Origin of the sequence: Pseudomonas capsici (genome assembly GCF_017165765.1) — a bacterium.
GTDB classification, from domain to species: domain Bacteria; phylum Pseudomonadota; class Gammaproteobacteria; order Pseudomonadales; family Pseudomonadaceae; genus Aquipseudomonas; species Aquipseudomonas capsici.
Map to the genome: position 1 here is coordinate 1 of NZ_JAFGZD010000006.1, position 18,452 is coordinate 18,452.

General features: G+C 61.5%; 5 protein-coding genes. 4 read left to right on the plus strand and 1 reads right to left on the minus strand.

Features of this window, described 5'->3' with window-relative positions:
- From JSY17_RS09940 to JSY17_RS09950, 3 genes are all read left to right on the plus strand, one after another.
- Positions 1–354, plus strand: a 354-nt coding sequence (locus JSY17_RS09940) for an acyl carrier protein (protein ID WP_206401605.1), incomplete at its 5' end; no start/stop codon positions are given.
- Between the two features lie 18 nt (positions 355–372).
- Positions 373–1,317: a syringomycin E biosynthesis L-threonyl-[L-threonyl-carrier protein] 4-chlorinase SyrB2 gene (gene syrB2 / locus JSY17_RS09945; protein WP_117163221.1), complete on the plus strand. Its 945-nt coding sequence runs from the start codon at positions 373–375 to the stop codon at positions 1,315–1,317.
- A gap of 56 nt (positions 1,318–1,373) precedes the next feature.
- Positions 1,374–2,582, plus strand: a complete 1,209-nt coding sequence (locus JSY17_RS09950) for an alpha/beta fold hydrolase (RefSeq protein ID WP_206401606.1) — start codon at positions 1,374–1,376, stop codon at positions 2,580–2,582.
- Positions 2,583–2,794: 212 nt separating this feature from the next.
- On the opposite strand, the gene JSY17_RS09955 is transcribed toward JSY17_RS09950, so the two are convergent.
- Positions 2,795–3,322 (minus strand): aspartyl/asparaginyl beta-hydroxylase domain-containing protein, encoded by a 528-nt coding sequence (locus JSY17_RS09955; RefSeq protein WP_332875315.1) that lies wholly within the window; start codon positions 3,320–3,322, stop codon positions 2,795–2,797.
- 523 nt (positions 3,323–3,845) lie between these two features.
- Between JSY17_RS09955 and JSY17_RS09960 the strand changes: the two genes are divergently transcribed.
- Positions 3,846–18,452, plus strand: a complete 14,607-nt coding sequence (locus tag JSY17_RS09960) for a non-ribosomal peptide synthetase (protein WP_206401607.1) — start codon at positions 3,846–3,848, stop codon at positions 18,450–18,452.

An 18,452-nucleotide genomic window follows, 5' to 3' on the forward strand; every position in this document is an offset into this window, starting at 1 on the left:
CTGCTCAAGGCTCACTACAAGGTTGACCTCAACCCTGGCGTTCTCGCGGACGGAGCCACTGCCAAGGTCCTTGCCGACAATATTCGCAGCGCCCTTGCCAAAACCGAGCAAGGAAACCTGTCGGAACAGGAGCTGCATGTCCTCAAGGTCTGGTCCGAGGACATCGGCCTCAAAGGCATTGGCCTGAACGACGATTTCTTCGATCACGGCGGCACCTCGCTGGCCCTGATTCGTTCCCTCAGCCTGCTCAAGGCTCACTACAAGGTCGACCTCAACCCTGGCGCGCTCGCGAACGGAGCCACTGCCAAGGTTCTTGCCGACAGCATTCGCACCTCCCTTGCCAACGCCCATTGACCGAAAAGGAACACGCACATGTCTGAAACAGCAATCAAGCGATTCCACCTTTCCAAGGAAGAACGCGCCGCATTCGAGAAAAACGGTTTCATCGGTCCTTTCACGGCCTATGACCAGGACGAAATGAAGGAAACCTGGAAACGCCTGCGCCTGCGCCTGCTGGATCGCAGCCACGCGGCCTATCAGGATCTGGACGCGATCTCCGGTGGCACCAACATCGCCAACTATGACCGTCACCTGGATGACGATTTCCTGGCCGAGCATATCGGTCGTCCGGAAATCTGCGACCGCGTGCAAAGCATTCTGGGCCCGGACGTTCTGTGCTGGCGCACCGAGTTCTTCCCCAAATACCCGGGCGATGAAGGCACCGACTGGCACCAGGCAGACACCTTTGCCAACGCCTCCGGCAAGCCACAGATCATCTGGCCGGAAAACGAAGAGTTCGGCGGCACCATCACCGTATGGACGGCCTTCACCGACGTCAGCATTGCCAACGGTTGCCTGCAGTTCATTCCCGGCACCCAGAACAGCATGAACTACGACGAAACCAAGCGCATGAGCTACTCGCCGGAAACCTCCAACTCGGTGGTCAAGGATGGTGTACGCCGCGGTTTCTTCGGCTACGACTATCGCCAGTTGCAGATCGACGAGAACTGGAAGCCAGACGAAGCCAGCGCCGTACCGATCCAGATGAAAGCCGGCCAGTTCATCATTTTCTGGTCGACCCTGATGCACGCCTCGTACCCGCACAGTGGCGAAAGCCAGGAAATGCGCATGGGCTTCGCCTCCCGTTATGTGCCGTCCTTCGTGCATGTCTACCCCGATTCCGACCACATCGAGGAATACGGCGGCAAGATCAGCCTGGAAAAATACGGCGCGGTGCAGGTCATCGGCGATAACACCCCTGACTACAACCGTCTGGTGACCGAAACCACCCGCGGCAAGAAGTTCAGGGAAGACTGAGTCAGCGGCAGTCGAGAAGGCAGGTCACCACAATGTCTGGTAAGGAGCGTTTAACCATGTCCCATTTCACTGACGCGGCGACGCGCCTGTGCGAGGCAGTCAGGATGCTCCGGCATCTGGCGACCAACCTTCCCGAGCCGATTCGTATCGGCTTCCTCGGGGCCGAGGATGATCGTTCGATCATCGCCGGCCCCGGCGTAGCAGCAATACAAAAGGCAGTCAGCCTGGCTTTCGAGCGTCTGGGTGTTCGACACCTGGAGTATCGCCATGATGCCATTGCCCAACTGTCCTCCTTCGAATTGTTCATCAGCAGGAAAATCAGCGCTGCGCTGGATTTCAACTATGAGCTGTTTGGCGTTGCCGAACCGGACAAGGCGCAACAGGCGCTGATCCACGATTTCGACTTCAGCCCTCCTCTGCCCGGTATCGCGAGATCAAGCCTGATCACCCGCGACGGCGTCCTGCTGAATACTTACGCCAGTGCCAACCGGCAACTGACTCCGATTGTCCTTGCCCTGCCCTGCGGTCTGCCTTTCGAACTGTGCCGCGAATGGTTCCAGGCGCTGGGCGAGCGTTATTTCGTCATGACCTGGGAGACACGGGGATTATTTGGTGCCTGCATCGATTTCGATCGGTTGGAGGTGGATGCCGATGCCCAGGTGGCAGACCTGTTCGCCGTCATGGATCACTTTGGCCATGACAGCGCGCACCTGATGGGTATCTGTGGCGGCGCAGCCATCGCCCTGTGCGCAGCCGATAAAGAAAGTGAGCGCGTGCGTTCGCTGAGCCTGTGGCATGGCGACTACAACCTGGCCGATGACAACCTGCGCACAGCCCACCAGCGCAATTTCGAATGGCTGATGGAAGCCGCTGCGGCTGACCGCAACGAAGCAGGCGACCTGCAGATGCTGTTTGTCGATCAGGCCACGCTGGTTACAACCCCGGAACCCATTGCCCACGTGGCCCTGTTTCCGTACACCAACGCGGAGCTGTTCTACCGCTATTCGAAACTCAACGATGCCCTGAACAAGAAAGACCTCAACGGGCTGCTCGATCAGATCGTCGTACCGACCCTGGTAGTGGCTGGCGACAGCGACCAGACCACGCATATCGGTGGTTCGCGGCATATCGCCCAGAGCATCGAAGGGGCACGTCTGCATGTCGAGGAGAACGGCAGTCACCTGGCGTTTTTCGAACACGCCCCGCGCTCGTGCAGCACTGCATTCCGCTTTATGGAAGAGCTGGAAGAGCCCGCGCTGACTTAAGGAAAATTACGCAGTCCGGGTAGGAGCGCGCTTGCCCGCGACCGGCTGCGCCAGCAGTCGTAGGTCGTAGAGAGTGCTTCGCACTCGGTCGTCGGAGTGCCGCCCAGGGCAAGCGCGCTGCTACCTGCTTGCTACGTGACAGCGCGGCGCCGAGGCCGCGCCTCCTGAAAATCCTGTCCGGTACATCCGGAGAAAAACCATGTATCAGGCCCTCAGGCCTGATCCACCATATGCTGTTCGCGATAGAACTCGACATACATCACCGTGCGCACACCATTCGATGCGTTGACCGCGAAATGATCGAGTGAGCCATCGAAAACTACCAGATTGCCGTTGACGCTCTGGCTGAACTGACCATTGACGTTCAGGTAGTTGTAATTCTGCTCGGTCGGCGCATCGATGGTCAGTTGCATGTGCAACAAGCCCTCTTCCCAGGTCCCGCCGTGGGAGTGCGTGCCGAGGAATGCATTGGGCTCCAGGCGCAGCAACGCGCACAGTTTGATGCCTGGCGTATTGCTCAACAGCTCCAGAGTGCGCGGCATCTTTTCCTGGGCATAGGGGACAGGCTGGTCATAGACCATGAGCGCGTATTGCGTCCAGTTGGTCATCAACTGGTCGTTGTCGCCCCAGCCCCATAGCCAGCCGTACTCGCCGCCGTTATTGACGTGTTCGGTCAGTTCCTCGAACAGTTCGGTGATGGATTTGTTGACGCGATTTATTTCCAGGGTCGGTGCATTCAGAGCCTAGAACTCATCGCGGATCACTTCCCAGTTTCTGGCCAGGTTTTCAAGTTTGGGGAAACGGCAGGCTTCATAAAACGACGGGCGCATGAGCACCTCCTTGAACAGCAATTATCAGAAGGCCTTCGGATGAGGTCATTTGCCTTTCGCCACACGTATACAAGGCGAGAAAGCCATTTGGCCTGCTGCCACCACACACTGTCTGCCACCGTAATCGGGTACATCGTCTGCCCCATGAAGCGCCTGGCGTTTGTCCCCACTTCCAGCGACATACAGTGCGCAAGCGTTCCTCTAATTTTCAGCCATGGCTCTCTGGAAGCACCCGGGACCCAGGCACGGGATGGTTTGTTCGCTTGCGCACTCCTCTCTCGAAAAGCCGGTTCACCGACTGCGACCGCCGAGACGACTTTTATTGATCGAACCTCATGATTCGTCACGCCGATGGGTAATGTCCGCATTACAGCCTGCCTGCCCACCGCCCGTAGACGAGCCTTCACTGACTGCACGATACAGGTGATCCGACATGGCCTCGTCCACTCCCCAGGTGCTTGAACAAGAAACCCCGGCGTACGGGCTCGCTTCCGTACAACAAGGTATCTGGCTCGATCAGATGGCCCACCCCGAATTGCCTTACTACAACATCGGCATGGCCATGGAGATCCGTGGCGAGATCGACGTACCGTTGTTCGAAAAGGCTATCCAGCTGGTGGTGGAGCGTCACGACTCACTGCGCCTGAGTTTCGATGTGCAGGACGGAGTGGCCTGTCAGCGGGTACTGCCTCGGGTCGATGTGGCACTGGAAGTGGTGGACTTTTCCGGCGAGCAGGACCCGGAGAAAGTCGCCAGGGCGTATCTGCAGGAGGAGTTCCGCCGCCCGTTCCCGTCGCTGACCGGCGTACTCTGGAGCGTTCGTCTGGTCCGCTGCGGGCCGCAGCTGTATTACTGGCTGACCCGTTATCACCACCTGATGACCGATGGCATCAGCGTCATGCTGATGGGCCGCGCCGTGGAGCAGGCCTATAACGGGCTGCTGATTGGCGAAGATGACCCGGCCCCGGGGCCGTCCTATCTGTCCTTCCTCGAAGAAGACCGCGGCTATCTGGAGTCGAGTCGTTTCGAGCGCGACCGAACGTTCTGGCAGGAAGTCTTCGCCGAGCTGCCACCGCCGCTGCTGCAACAGCGTTTCGCCGTTGCGGGCAACGGGATTGCACCGAGCGCCCAGGTGCAGACGATGATGCCGCGCAAGCTGTTCGACGATCTCGCCGAGTTCGCCACAGGCCAGGGACTGTCGCTGGCACACGTGTTCATGACGATCATCAGCACCTATTTCTGCCGCACCACCGGCGTCGACTCCATCGTGATCGGCATGCCGGTACACAACCGCACCAATGCCCGGCAGAAGGCGACTGTGGGCATGTTCTCGTCGGTCAGTCCGATCCGCCTGGAAGTCGATACCCAGGCTTCACTTGTGGATCTGATGCAAGTCACGGCAGCCCAGTTGCGTCGCTGCTATCGCCACCAGCGCTTTCCGATTGCCGAACTCAACCGCACCTTGAAGCTGGCCCAGGAAGGTCGTCGGCAGTTGTTTGACATCTCGATCTCGTTTGAAAGCCTCAATGGCGACGCGACGCTGGGTGGTCAGGAAACCGAGATTTTCACCCAGGACAACGGTTACGAACGTCTGCCGCTGGCAATCTTCGTCCGTGACTACCATGCCTCGGATGACGTTTACCTGGACTTCAACTTCAACACCGCCTTCTTCACCAAAGAGGAAGTCCAGGTCATTCAAGGCCGCATGGTGTCGATGTTCGAAGCCCTGATCGAACACCACGCATTGTCTGTCGCACAATTCCCGATCATGCCGCAGACCGAGCAGGATCGCGTTCTGCACACCTTCAACGCGACGCAACATGACTACCCGCGCGACGAACTGATCCATGCCCTGTTCGAGCAACAGGTCGAGCGCACGCCGAACGCTTCTGCAGTCAGCGACCACAACGGTCAGTCATTGAGCTACGAAGCGCTTAACCGGCGTGCCAACCAGTTGGCTCATCAACTGATCAGACAAGGCGTGAAACCGGACTCCCGAGTCGCTGTGGCCCTGCGCCGCAGCAACGATCTGGTGGTCGCGCTTCTGGCAATCCTCAAGGCCGGCGGCGCCTACGTGCCGGTTGACCCGGATCTGCCGGACAACCGCCGGGACTACATGCTCGACGACAGTAATCCCGTAGCGATGCTGACCTGCGAGGCCCTGCTGGATAATGTCGCCCGTGCCGACATTCCCGTGCTGCTGGTGGACGACGATATCGACCGTTCCGTGTTCCCGCAGAGCAACCCGAGTCCCGAACTGCTGGGCCTTGAGGCCACGCACCTGGCCTATGTGCTGTACACCTCCGGCTCTACCGGCAAGCCCAAGGGGGTGATGAACGAACATCGCGGTGTGGTCAACCGCCTGCTCTGGGCCCGCGACGAATACCGGGTCGATGCAAACGATCGGGTACTGCAAAAGACGCCGTTCGGTTTCGACGTATCGGTCTGGGAATTCTTCCTGCCGCTGCTGACCGGTGCCCATCTGCACATGGCACGGCCCGGCGGCCATCAGGACCCGGCCTATCTGGCCCAGGTGATGCGCGAGCAGAACATCACCCTGCTGCACTTCGTTCCTTCGATGCTGGAAGTGTTCCTGGAGCATGGCGACAACCAGGGCTTCAACGCCCTGAGTCGCGTGCTGTGCAGCGGCGAAGCCTTGCCGCGCAGCCTGCAGAAGCGTTTCGAGGAGCAACTGGCCCCGGTCGAGCTGCACAACCTGTATGGCCCGACCGAAGCCGCCATCGACGTCACTTCCTGGCAATGTCTCCCGAGTGACGAAGGCGACAGCGTGCCGATTGGTCGGCCTATCGCCAATATCCAGATCTATATCCTTGATCCCCATGGTCAGCCGACACCTGTAGGTGTGGCCGGCGAGATCAATATTGGCGGCGTGGGGGTTGCCCGTGGCTATCTGAACCTGCCTGAACTGAGTGCCGAACGCTTTGTGCGCGATCCGTTCTCCAGCGACCCGGATGCCCGTCTGTACAAGACCGGCGACCTGGGCCGCTGGCTGGATAATGGCGCGGTGGAATACATCGGACGCAACGACTTCCAGGTCAAGATCCGTGGCCAGCGTATCGAGCTGGGCGAGATCGAAGCCAAGCTGGCGCTGCACGAGGCCATCAAGGAAGCCGTGGTGCTGGCACGGGATGAAGCCTCCGGCGAGAAGCGTCTGGTGGCCTACTTCACCTCGACCAGTGATTCGCCACTGGATATCCGTGAACTGCGCGATCACCTTCAGGCCCAGCTTCCCGCCTATATGGTGCCTGCCGCTTATGTCGGCCTGGAAAACCTGCCGTTGACCGGCAACGGCAAGCTGGATCGCGGCCTGCTGCCTGCCCCGACCGCGAGCGACGTGATCAGCCGCCGCTATGCAGCGCCTCAGGGCCAACTGGAAAGCGCCCTGGCAGAGCTGTGGCAAAACCTGCTGAAAGTTGAACAGGTCGGACGCGAGGATCATTTCTTCGAACTGGGCGGCCATTCGTTGCTGGCCATTCAACTGATTTCCCAGATGCGCCAGCAACTGTCCATCGAGCTGGATCTGGCCGAGCTTTTTGCCCACCCGACCCTCGCCGACCTGGCGCAAATGGCGGCAAGCGCCGGCAAGAGCAGCCTGCCGGACATCACGCCGGCGGACCGTGAGACAGACCTGCCCATGTCCTTCGCCCAGCAGCGCCTGTGGTTCCTGGCACAGATGGAAGGTGCCAGCGAGGCCTATCACATGCCGGCGGGACTGCGCCTGCGCGGCGTGCTCGACGCTTCGGTACTGCAAAGCGCTCTGGACCGCGTAGTCGAACGTCATGAAGTACTGCGTACCCGTTTCGTGCCACATGCCACCGAGCAAGCGGTGCAAGTCATCGAGACTCCGCGCACGGGCTTTACCCTGAAACACATCGACCTGTCGGCTCAGGCCGATGCAGAACTGCAGATGCAGACTCTGGCTCACCAGGAAGCGCTGGCACCTTTCGATCTGGAGCGCGGCCCGCTGGTACGCGGCACCCTGATTCGACTCGGTGAAACAGAACACGTATTGCTGGTGACCCTGCACCACATCATCTCCGATGGCTGGTCGATCGGCGTGCTGACCCGTGAAGTGGCGGCACTCTATGACGCACTGTGTCAGGGCCATGCCGATCCATTGCCGCCTCTTGCACTGCAATACGCCGACTACGCCGCATGGCAGCGTCGCTGGCTGACCGGCGAGGTTCTGGAGAAGCAAAGCCGCTACTGGAAGGAAACCCTGGCCGATGCGCCCGCGCTGCTGACCTTGCCCTCCGACCGACCACGCCCGGCGGAGCAGAGTTACAGCGGTGCCAGCCTGCCGGTGACCTTCGACGAAAGTCTGACCCAGGCTCTCAAGGCCTTGGGACAGCGTCACGGCACGACCCTGTACATGACCGTGATGAGCGCCTGGGCGGCATTGCTCAGCCGTCTTTCCGGTCAGGACGAAGTGGTGATCGGCTCGCCAATGGCCAACCGGACCCGTGCCGAAGTCGAACCCTTGATCGGCTTCTTCGTGAACACCCTGGCGATTCGTGTCGACACTTCGGGACAGCCCGATGTCGGTTCGCTGCTGGCTCAGGTCAAGGCCCGGACCCTGGCTGCCCAGCGCCATCAGGACCTGCCTTTCGAGCAGGTCGTGGAAATCGTCAACCCGTTCCGCAGCCTGTCTCACACCCCGATCTTTCAGGCCATGCTCAGCTGGCAGGACACTGGCGTCGGCCAGGCCGCACTGGGCGAGCTGCAACTGGAAGACCTGGGGCTGTTGAACGACATCGCCAAATTCGACCTGTCCCTGGATCTGGGTGAAAACAACGGACGCCTGAGCGGCAATCTCGAATACGCCACGGCCTTGTTCGATAAGGCCACAGCGCAGCGTTATCTCGGTTACCTGGAGCGCATTCTGCGGGCCATGGCCGCCGATGACAGCTCGGTGGTGGAACATATCGCCCTGCTCGACGCCAATGAGCGTCAGCGGGTCCTGCAGGATCTGAACCCCGCCCGCACGCCTTATCCCCACGACCGGACCATCCATCGTCTGTTCGAGGAGCAGGCCAGCGTGCGCGGCGACGAACTGGCGGTGGCTTTCGAAGGCCAGCGCCTGAGTTACAACGAGCTCAACCGGCAGGCCAACCGCCTGGCCCACCACCTTATCGGCCTGGGTGTCCGCCCGGACGACCGGGTGGCGATCTGCGTAGAGCGCAGCGCCCGGATGGTGGTGGGTCTGCTGGGTATCCTCAAGGCAGGCGCAGCCTATGTGCCGCTGGACCCGGATTATCCTGAGCAACGGATTGCCTACATGCTGCAAGACAGCGCGCCTTCGGTGCTGGTCAGTCAGCACGAAGTACTGGGGCGTGTGCCGCAACTGTCGATTCCGCTGGTGCTGCTGGACGAGCCCTTCACGGGTCGCGACGACAATCCGCTGGTTCCCGGTCTGCGGCCCGAACATCTGGCCTATGTGATCTACACCTCCGGCTCCACCGGCAATCCGAAAGGCGTGATGATCGAACACCGTGCGCTGGTCAACTACAGCCTCGATGCAGCCCGCCTGTTCGGGTTGAGTACCCGCGACACCGTGCTGCAACAGAACACCCTGAACTTCGACCTTTCCATCGAAGAGATCTTCCCGGCCCTGCTGGCAGGCGCAACCCTGAAGCCGACCCGCAACCTGTTCGGTACCCGTCAGGATGACGACGAGCCGGTAGCCACCATGGTGCACATGACTGCTGCCCACTGGCACACCATGGTGGGTGAATGGCACCTCAATGCCGCGCTGGCTGAAAGACAACTGAAAAACGTGCGCCTGATCAACGTGACCGGCGACGCGCTGTCCGCACAGAAGCTTCAGCAGTGGGAAGGCATTCGCCCGTCCCATGTAAAGCTGGTCAATACCTATGGTCCGACCGAAGCGACGGTCTCCTGCACCGCCGCCTATGTTCAGGGCTCTGCCGAAGACAGCGAAGCCAGCGGCAACGCAACCATCGGCACGCCCATGGCCAACACCCGGATCTACCTGCTGGACGGGCAACAACAGCCCGTGCCTTTCGGTGCCTCGGGGGAGATGTTCATTGGTGGCGATGGCGTCGCCCGAGGCTATCTGAACCTGGATGACGTTACCCGGGAACGCTTCCTGGACGATCCGTTCAGCGATCAGCCGAATGCTCGGATGTACAAGACCGGCGACCTGGCCCGCTACCTGCCCGATGGACGCATCGAGTACCTGGGTCGTAATGACTTCCAGGTCAAGGTGCGGGGCTTCCGCATCGAACTGGGCGAAATCGAGGCTCGCCTGGGCAGCCTGCCGGGAATCAAGGAAGCGGCAGTCATTGCCCGTGCAGACAGCGCAGGTGAGAAGCGTCTGCTGGCCTATGTGGTGCCCCATGAAGGCCAGAGCATCGATGCATCACAACTGCATGCACAACTGACGCCGCTGTTGGCCGAATACATGATGCCCGCCGCGTTCGTGAGCCTGCCGGCCTTCCCGCTGACCGCCAACCGCAAGCTGGACCGTCAGGCGCTGCCAGAACCCACCGCCGAAGCCTACGCCAATCGCGTCCACGAAGCCCCGGAAGGTGCCACGGAAACCCTGCTGGCACAGGTCTGGCAAGAAATACTCGGCGTTGCAACGGTCGGCCGCAACGATCACTTCTTCGCCCTGGGCGGACATTCGCTGAAAGCCGTCAGCCTGATCGAGCGCCTGCGCGAGCAAGGGCTGGTGGCCGATGTACGGGCCGTATTCAGTGCGCCGCTGTTGCGCGACATGGCCAAGGCTATCGAGGGCGGCAGCGACTCGCTGTTCGTCGCCCCGGCGAACCTGATTCCCGATGGCTGCACGGCACTGACGCCGGACATGCTGCCGCTGGTGCAATTGAGCCAGTCGCAGCTCGACACCCTGATCCAGCGGGTGCCGGGCGGTGCAGCGAATGTCCAGGACATCTACCCGCTGGTGCCTCTGCAACAGGGCATTCTCTATCACCACATGCTGGGGCATGAAGGCGACGCTTATCTGGTGCGCTCGCTGATCGAGTTCGACGACCGAACCCACCTGGATGCCTTCCTCGATGCCTTGCAACAGGTCATCGACCGCCACGACATTCTGCGCAGTGCCGTGCAGTGGAGCGGTCTGCCCCAGGCGGTGCAGATCGTACAGCGCCATGCGGCCTTGCCGGTCGAAACCCTGGCACTCAAAGGCCACTCTACCGCCCTGGAGCAACTGCAACAGGCCAGCGACCCGCGCCATCTGCGCATGGACCTGACCAAGGCTCCGCTGCTCAGCGCCCGGATCGTCCAGGACCCGCAATCCCGGCGCTGGCTGCTGGCATTGCTCGATCACCACCTGATCAGCGACCACGTCAGCCTTGCCATCATTCTCGAAGAAATCCAGACGATCATGCAGGATCGCAGCGATCGACTGCCGGTTCCGCTGCCGTACCGGGATTTCGTTGCCCAGACCCTGGCCAGCACGCCAGAGATTCACGAAGCCTATTTCAGCGAACGTCTGGCCGTCATCGATACACCGACCGCACCTTTCGATCTGCTCGATATACAAGGCGACGGAGCCGACGTCAGCGAAATCAGCCAGCATCTGGAACCGGAACTGGCACAGGCCATCCGCGAACAGTCCCGTCGTCAGGGTATGACGCCGGCTGTGTTGTTCCACGCCGCCTGGGCACAGGTTCTGGCTCGCTGCACCGATCAGAGCGACGTGGTGTTCGGCACGGTAGTGTCGGGTCGCCTGCAAGGTTCGTCGGGCTCCGAGCGGGCGCTGGGAGTATTTATCAACACCCTGCCGGTGCGTATCAGTCTTGCCGGACAAGGTGCTCAAGAGCTGGTCAGGGAAGTGGCCCGGGATCTCGGCCAACTGCTGGGGCACGAACAGGCTTCCCTGGCTCTGGCCCAGCGTTGCAGCGGCGTTCCGGCCTCTCTGCCGCTGTTCACCACACTGCTCAACTATCGCCATCAGACCGATGGCGGATCCCTGGCCAATGACGAAGCCGTACTGCAATGGGATGGCGTGCGCTTCCTGAGCAACGAAGCACGCACCAACTACCCGATAGAAGTCGCCGTGGCCGATGAAGGGCAAGGATTCTCCCTGACCACCCAGACAGCCGCTGGCGTCGATCCGCACAGAATCGCGGGCTATCTCATTCAGGCCGTCACCACACTGGTCAAGGCTCTGGAACAGACGCCGCTGCGTCTGGCAGAAGCCCTCGACATCCTGTCCGCAGCCGAGCGCCAGCAGGTGCTGAGCGGTTTCAACCAGACCGCCAGCGATTTCGGAAGCCCGTGTCCTCTGCAGACCTTGTTCGAGGCGCAGGTTCAGGCGCAACCGGACGCCATTGCTCTGGTTTACGAACAACAGCAGCTCACCTACGCCCAGCTCAATCGTCGGACCAATCAGTTGGCCCAGCGGCTGCTGGTACACGGCATTCAGCCCGAACAACGGGTTGCCATCTGTGCGGATCGCGGCATCGAAATGATCGTGGCCCTGCTCGCCGTGCTCAAGGCCGGCGGCGCCTATGTACCGATCGACCCCAACCATCCTGCCGATCGCATTGCCTTTATTCTCAAGGACAGTGCCGCTCGCCTGTTGCTGTGCCAGAAAGCACTGATACCTCACCTGCCAGCGACACGCTATTGCCCGGCTCTGATCGTGCTCGACGAGCATGACCTGACAGCGGTCGATAACGATCCGCAGTACGACGAGAACTTCGACCCGGAATCCGTGGGCCTGACCGCCGAGAACCTGGCTTATGTGATCTACACCTCAGGTTCCACCGGGCAGTCCAAGGGCGTGATGGTCGAGCACCGTTCGGTGTTCAACTTCAGCCACGTCATGGCACGCACCACCCACGCTCATTGCCCGCCGCAAGCCAATGTGGCGCTCAATGCCGGCTTCTACTTCGACATGTCCATCAAGGGCATCGCCCAGCTGTTCTTCGGCCATCGTCTGATCATCATTCCATCGCTGATCCGTGCCAGCGGCCAGGAACTGCTGGATTTCCTCGAGAAGCATCAAGTGCATGCTTTCGACTCCACACCGTCGCAACTGGATACCCTGCTGGCCGCCGGTTTGCTGGAACGTCGCAGCTATCAGCCGGTCAGCGTTCTGCTGGGTGGCGAAGCCCTGAACGCCGCGACCTGGAACAAGCTGCGCCAGAGCCGCAACATCCACTTCTACAACATGTACGGCCCGACCGAATGTACGGTCGATGCCTCGCTGGGCCTGATCAGCGAGCTGGGCGACCGTCCGAGCATCGGCAAGCCGCTGTCCAACATGCAGGTGCTGATCCTCGACAAGCGTGGCCAGCCGGTGCCGGTGGGTGTGATCGGAGAACTGCATATCGGCGGTGCCGGTGTGGCCCGCGGTTACCTGAACAACCCGCAACTGACTGCACAGCGTTTCGTCTCCAACCCGTTCTCCAGCGATCAGCATGCTCGCTTGTACAAAACCGGCGACCTGGGCCGCTGGAAAGCCGACGGCAGCCTGGAATACGCCGGACGCAATGACTTCCAGGTCAAGATCCGCGGCTTCCGTATCGAACTGGGCGAGATCGAAAGCGCGCTGCTGGCCTCTGCCTCGGTACGTGAGGCCGTGGTGATTGCTCGCGAGGACCGCTTGGTGGCCTACGTCTGTGGCGAACCGACTTCTGCCGAAGAACTGCGGGCACGATTGATCAAGCGCCTGCCGGAATACATGGTGCCCAGCGCCTTCGTGCAGCTGGAGTCCATGCCGCTGACCGCCAACGGCAAGCTCGACCGTCGCGCCCTGCCCGCCCCGGGTCAGGATTCCCTGGCCAGCCGTGCCTATGAAGCGCCACAGGGCGAGGTCGAAGAGGCCATTGCCAAAATCTGGCAGGAGTTGCTGCACGTCGAACAGGTCGGCCGCAACGATGGCTTCCTGGAGCTGGGCGGCCACTCGTTGCTCAGCGTTCAGTTGCAGGCACGCCTGCACACCGAACTGGGAGTTGAAATCGATCTGCGCACCCTGTTCAGCCAGTCCTCGTTGCAGGAACTGGCGGCCTATGTCGCCCAGGCCGATCACTCCAGCTCACAGGCAATCCCTCTGGCCGACAGGCAGCAGCCGCTGCCCGTATCCCTGGCCCAGCAGCGACTCTGGTTCCTTGACCAACTGGACCACAGCGCCGGTGCTGCCTACCACATCCCGGCACTGCTGCGCCTGAGCGGTGAGCTGAACCGCAATGCCCTGCAACGGGCGCTGGACCGAATCGTCGAACGCCACGAAAGCCTGCGCACAACCTTCGAGCGCCATGGCTCGCAAGTACGTCAGCGTATTGCAGCACCACACAGCATCACCATCAGCGAAACCACGGTCAGCCAGGCTCTGGACAACGAAGCCCTGCAACACATGGCCGCGCTGGAAGTGAGCAAGCCTTTCGATCTGGCCAAAGGTCCGTTGTTCAGGGCTCATCTGGTGCGCCTTGGCGATAGCGAGCACCTGCTCTGGGTAACCCTGCACCACATCATTTCCGACGGTGTCTCCATGGGCGTGCTGATCGACGAATTCGGCGCGCTCTACAGTGCTTTTGCCAAGGGCGAAGCCGATCCGTTGCCTGCCCTGGCCATCCAGTACGCCGACCATGCCGTCTGGCAGCGGGAGTGGCTGTCGGGTTCACGCCTGCAGGCCCAGAAGGATTACTGGCAACAGCATCTGCAGGGCGCACCGACCCTGCTCGAACTGCCTGCCGACCGCCCTCGTCCGCTGGTCCAGAGCCATGCAGGCGGGCAATACAACGTCGTACTGCCCACCGACCTGACATCCGGGCTGCGCGCCTTGAGCCGTCGTCATGGCAATACCCTGTTCATGACCCTGATGGCCGGCTGGGCAGCCTTGCTGTCACGCCTGAGCGGACAGACCGACATTGTGGTCGGCACCCCGGTCGCCAACCGGCAACGGCAGGAAACCGAGTCGTTGATCGGCTTCTTCGTCAATACCCTGGCGATCCGTGTGCGGCTGGACGACGAACCGAACGTCACGCAACTGCTTGAACAAGTCAAAGCCAGCACCCTGGGGGCTTTCAGTCACCAGGAACTGCCTTTCGAGCATGTGGTTGAAACCCTGAACCCTGAGCGCAGCCTGGGCCACAGCCCGGTCTTCCAGAGCATGCTGGCGCTGAAGAACGGCGACGCCGAACCGGTTCTGCAACTGCCGGGGCTGACGCTGACCGCCGAGGATTACGAGCATCGCAGCACCCAGTTCGACCTGTCGCTGTCCCTGACCGATGATGGCACCGACCTCACCGGCAGCGTGGAATACGCCAGCGATCTGTTCGACGACAGCACCATCGCCCGTTTCATGTCGCACTTCCAGACCTTGCTGGAAGGCCTGCTGGGCAACGATCTGCAAGCGGTCAGCCGCCTGCCGCTGCTCAACGAGCAAGAGCGCGAACACGTGCTGTATGGCTGGAATGCAACCGAACGGCCATTGCCGGGCAATCCCTGCATCCATGAACTGTTCGAGCAGCAGGTCCGCAATCAGCCTGAAGAACTGGCCCTGATCTTTGAAGACCAGCAACTGAGCTACGCCGAGCTGAACACCGAGGCCAACCGTCTGGCCCATTACCTGCTGGCCACGGGCATCCAGCCCGATGACCGGGTGGCGCTGGCCATCGAGCGCAGCCCGCGCCTGATCGTCGCCTTGCTGGCGATCCTCAAGGCGGGTGCGGCCTACGTGCCGCTGGACCCGGCTTACCCTGCCGAGCGCCTGGCGTACATGCTGAGTGACAGCGCGCCGCGGGCCTTGCTCTGTGAACACGGTGCCCTGCAGCGGCTGGGCGAACTGCCCGCCGGGCTGCAAGTGATTGCTCTGGATGGCGAGCTCCAGCCCTGGACCTCTCTCGATGACAGCAACCCGGATGCTTCGGCGCTGGGCCTGAGTGCATCGAACCTGGCTTATGTGATCTACACCTCAGGCTCCACCGGCAAACCAAAAGGCGTGATGCTTGAGCATGCCGGCCTGCGCAACGAAGTCGAGGCCATCTGCGGGTTGACCGGCCTGGTCGCGGGTGAGCGCTCGCTGCAATTCGCTTCGGTCAACTTCGACGCCTCCACCGAGGAGATTTTCGGTGCATTGGTCAGCGGTGCCACACTGGTCCTGCGCAGCGATGCCTGGCTTACCTATGCCAGCAACTTCTGGGCCTTGTGTGCAGAAAACAGGCTGAATGTGGTGAGCCTGCCCACGCGCTTCTGGCAGCAACTGGCTCAGGATCAGAAGGCAGCGATTCCCGAGCATGTGCGTGTGGTGGTCATCGGCGGCGAGGAATTGAGCACCGAGGCCGTGCAGCAGTGGTTCGCACGTCCCGGCCATACCCCGAGGCTGCTCAATACCTACGGGCCGACCGAGGCGACCATCGTGACCACTGCGGCTGAAGTCCGGCCACAGGACACCCCGAACCGCAGCATCGGACGGCCACTGGCCAATACCCGGGTCTACGTCCTCGACCGCCATGGCGAGCCAGTGCCCACCGGCGTGGTCGGTGAGTTGTATATCGCGGGTGCCGGGGTGGCTCGCGGTTACCTCAACCAGCCACAAATGAGTGCCGAGCGCTTCCCGGACTGCCCGTTCAGTGAAGATCGACAACGCATGTATCGCACCGGCGACCTGGGGCGCTGGCTGCCGGACGGCAACTTGCAGTTCCTGGGTCGCAACGACGATCAGGTCAAGATCCGGGGCCTGCGTATCGAGCTGGGTGAAATCGAAAACGCCCTCGCCGCCTGTCCTGGCGTGCGCCAGGCGGTGGTCCTGGCCAGAGACGACAGCCCGGGACAGACCAAAGGCCTGCAACTGGTCGCCTACCTGTGCGGCGAGTCCCTGTCCGTGGAGCAATTGCGCACGCAACTGCTCGAACGGCTGCCCGAGTTCATGGTGCCAAGCGCCTTCGTTCAACTGGATGCCTTGCCGCTGACTCCCAACGGCAAGCTCGACCGCCGAGCGTTGCCGGCACCCGATCAGCAGGCGTTCATCAGCCGTCGGGACGAAGCGCCACAAGGCGAAACCGAGACCGTGCTTGCCACGCTCTGGCAGGAACTGCTGGGGCTGGAAAAAGTCGGTCGCCATGACCGGTTCTTCGAGCTGGGCGGCCATTCGCTGATGGCGGTCACACTGATCGATCGTCTGCGCCAATTGGGCCTGAATGCCGATGTGCGCAGCGTATTCACCGCGCCAAGCCTGCATGAACTGGCGGCAACCCTGCAGCATGGCAACGTGTTGCAATTCGAGACCCCGGCCAACCCGATCAAGGACGGTTGCACGGAACTGACCCCGGAGCTGCTGCCGCTGGTGGAGCTCAGCCAAGCGCATATCGACCGCATCGTCAGTCAGATACCGGGCGGCTCGGCAAACATTCAGGACGTCTACCCACTGGTGCCTCTGCAGCAAGGCATTCTGTTCCACCATATGCTGGACCAGGAAGGCGATACCTATCTGGTGCGTTCGGTCCTGGAATTCAGCGAGCGGGCAACCCTCGATGCCTTCCTGGATGCGCTGCAACAGGTCATCGACCGGCATGACAGCCTGCGTACCTCGGTGCACTGGAACGGTCTGCCGCAGCCGTTGCAGGTGGTACAACGCACAGCGCAACTGACCGTCAGCAACCTGGACTTCACGGGCGACGACATTCGCGGGCAACTGGACCACGCCACAGACCCGCACCGGCTGCGTATCGACCTGGGCAAGGCACCCCTGATCCATGCCCATGTCACCCTGAATGCGGGGGGCTGGCTGTTGACCCTGCTTGACCATCACATCATCAACGACCATGTCAGCCTGGGCATCGTCCTCGACGAAATCCGTACCATCATGGATGGCGGCGCTGATCTGTTGCCTGAGCCACAGCATTACCGCGAGTTTGTCGCCCAGACCCTGGCCAGCCCGGTGGAGCTGCATGAGGATTATTTCCGTCGGCGTCTGGCCGACGTGGACAGCCCGACTGCGCCATTCGACGTGCTGGAAGTAGAAAGCGATCTCCAGAACCACATCCTGACCCTGGACGAAGACTTCACCGCACAACTGCGCACCCAGGCCAGAAGCCATGGCGTGCTGCCTGCCACTCTCGTGCATGCAGCCTGGGCGATGGTGCTGGCGCGCTGCACAGCCCGCGACGACGTGGTGTTCGGCACCGTGCTTTCCGGCCGGCTGCAAGGCGGTGCCGGGGCGCAAAGTGCCGTGGGGATGTTTATCAATACCCTGCCGGTGCGGGTGCAACTGTCAGAACGCAACGTGCAGGAGCTGATCAGCGCAACGCATCAGGACCTGAGTGAGCTGCTGACTCATGAACAGGCAGCACTGACCACTGCCCAGCGTTGCAGCAGCATCGAAACCGGCACGCCTTTGTTCACCGCCCTGCTCAACTACCGCCAGCACGCCCAGGCTGACGGACTGGCGGACTGGCCGGGCATTCGGGTGCTGACTGACGTGGACAACGGCGACTACCCGCTGTCGCTGTCGGTGGACGACTACCCGCAGCACATGAAGCTCACCCTGCAAAGCGTGCCGCTCATCGGTGTCCAGCGCATCGCCGACATGACCCTCAAAGCCTTGAATCTGCTGGTTCAGGCAATGGAAAACAGCCCAGACACCGAACTGAGAGATCTGCTGAGCTACCTGGCCGACGACAGCCTGGCGCTCATGGGGCGTAACGACCTCAAGGTCAAGGTGCCGCGCTCGGCACAGGTTGCCCCTCGAACCTATGAAGCGCCCAACGGCGAAACCGAACAATTGCTGGCGAACATCTGGGCCGACCTGCTCGGCTTCGAGCGAATCGGTCGCAACGACTCGTTCTTCGAGTTGGGTGGACATTCGCTGACAGCGGTGCAACTGACCCTGCGGATCCGTGAAGAAACCGGCGTCGAGATCCCCCTGCGGGCACTGTTCGAACAGAACTCGCTGAAGGCTCTGGCCGACCACATCAACACCTTGCAACTGGCGCTGTACGACGCCGACGACCTGCTCGCGCTCGAACAGGAACTGGCTTTGCTCTCTGAAAGCGACCTGCTCGCTATTGTCTCCAAGGATGCCTGA

What these genes read in the sequence shown, in the direction of transcription:
- syrB2 (WP_117163221.1), top strand. Translation starts at nt 373, where the DNA reads ATGTCTGAAACAGCAATCAAGCGATTCCACCTTTCCAAGGAAGAACGC.
- JSY17_RS09960 (WP_206401607.1), top strand. Translation starts at nt 3,846, where the DNA reads ATGGCCTCGTCCACTCCCCAGGTGCTTGAACAAGAAACCCCGGCGTAC.
- JSY17_RS09950 (WP_206401606.1), top strand. Translation starts at nt 1,374, where the DNA reads ATGTCCCATTTCACTGACGCGGCGACGCGCCTGTGCGAGGCAGTCAGG.